Source organism: Streptomonospora wellingtoniae (assembly GCF_031845375.1).
GTDB lineage: Bacteria > Actinomycetota > Actinomycetes > Streptosporangiales > Streptosporangiaceae > Streptomonospora > Streptomonospora wellingtoniae.
Window position 1 is genome coordinate 1 of the sequence record NZ_JAVREK010000057.1, and the last position, 1502, is coordinate 1502.

At 69.8% G+C, this 1502-nt stretch carries 1 protein-coding gene; it reads left to right on the forward strand.

Going from position 1 to position 1502, the window contains the following annotated elements; all coding sequences use genetic code 11:
- Positions 1–108: 108 nt before the first annotated feature.
- Entirely contained in the window at positions 109–1467 is a 1359-nt protein-coding gene (locus RM446_RS24590; protein WP_311547824.1) for an IS4 family transposase, read from the forward strand.
- Positions 1468–1502 lie beyond the last annotated feature (35 nt).

Genomic DNA, 1502 nt, shown 5'->3' on the forward strand with positions numbered 1-1502 from the left:
CAATGCCGTGTAGTTAAGGCGTGGCGCGCATGTGTCAAATCGCCTGAAACAAGACGGAGCTCCTGCTAGAACCGTGTCGACCAAGATCACCGTTCAGCAGGAGCTCCGTTGGACACCCAGTCTGCCATCTCCCGCGAGGTCACAGTCGCCGCAGGCGCCTTCGCGCCCGGCCACCTCGGCGAACTCACCCGCACCATCGGCTTCGACATGGTCGACGAAGCACTCGCCCAGACCCGTCGAACACAACAGCGCGTCCGCGACCTGCCCTCCCGGGTCGTGATCTACCTCCTGCTGGCCGGAGCCCTGTTCCCCGAACTGGGCTGGCGCCAGGTCTGGCAACGCCTGACCGCGGGCCTGGCGGGGATACCCGTGGCGACACCGACCGCAGGTGCGCTGGCCCAAGCCCGCCGGAGGCTGGGACACGCGCCGCTGAAGTGGCTGTTCGACCTGCTGCGCGGCCCCGCGCCGGCAATCGCCACCCCCGGAGTGCACTGGCGCGGGCTGCTGGTCTGCGCCATCGACGGCACCACGATGAGCGTGGCCGACAGTCCCGCGAACCTGAGCGCCTATGCCAAGCACCGCTGCAACAACGGCGGTGCGGGCTACCCGGCGCTGCGGATGCTGGCGCTGCTGTCCTGCGGCACCCGCACACTCATCGACGCCGTCTACGGGCCCACCGCCCACGGGGAGACCACCTACGCCCCGGGACTGCTGCCCAGCATGGGCCAGGGCATGCTCGTGCTGGCCGACCGCGCCTTCGCCGCCCGCGACCTGGTGGGCGCCATCGCCGCCACCGGCGCACACATCCTGGTCCGGGTCAAGAACGACCGGCGGCTGCCCGTGCTGGCCCGCTTAACCGACGGCTCCTACCTCTCGCGCCTGGGCACGGCCGGGGTCCGGGTGATCGACTGCGAGATCACCGTCGCCACGGCGGGCGGGCGCCGCACGAGGGGCTACCGGCTGGTCACGACCCTGACAGACCACCGCATCCACCCCGCCGGCGGGCTGGTCGAGCTCTACCACCAGCGGTGGGAGATCGAGACCGCCTACCTGGAGATCAAGTCCAGCCTGGGGGGCGGGCGCGTCCTGCGCGCCCGCACGCCCGAGGGGATCGACCAGGAGGTCTACGCGCTGCTGGTGACCTACCAGGTTCTGCGTCTGTGCATGGCCGATGCCACCGCCGCCCGCCCGGGTGTGGATCCCGACCGGGCCGGATTCACCGTCGCGGTCAACGCCGCCCGCGACCTGGTGATCCAGGCCGCGGGCGTCATCGCCGGAGCGGTGATCGACCTTGTGGGCACGATCGGCCGCCGTGTTCTGGACGATCTGCTGCCCGACCGTCGTGTGCGGTCGGGGCCGCGTGTGGTCAAACGCGCGATCTCCAAGTACAACGCCAAGGGCGCCGTCGATCGGACCAGCTACAAGGCCACGATCAGTATCAACATCATGGCCGTATCAAGTCCTTGACGCCGCCGCCGGAGCCCTTAACTACACGGCATTGG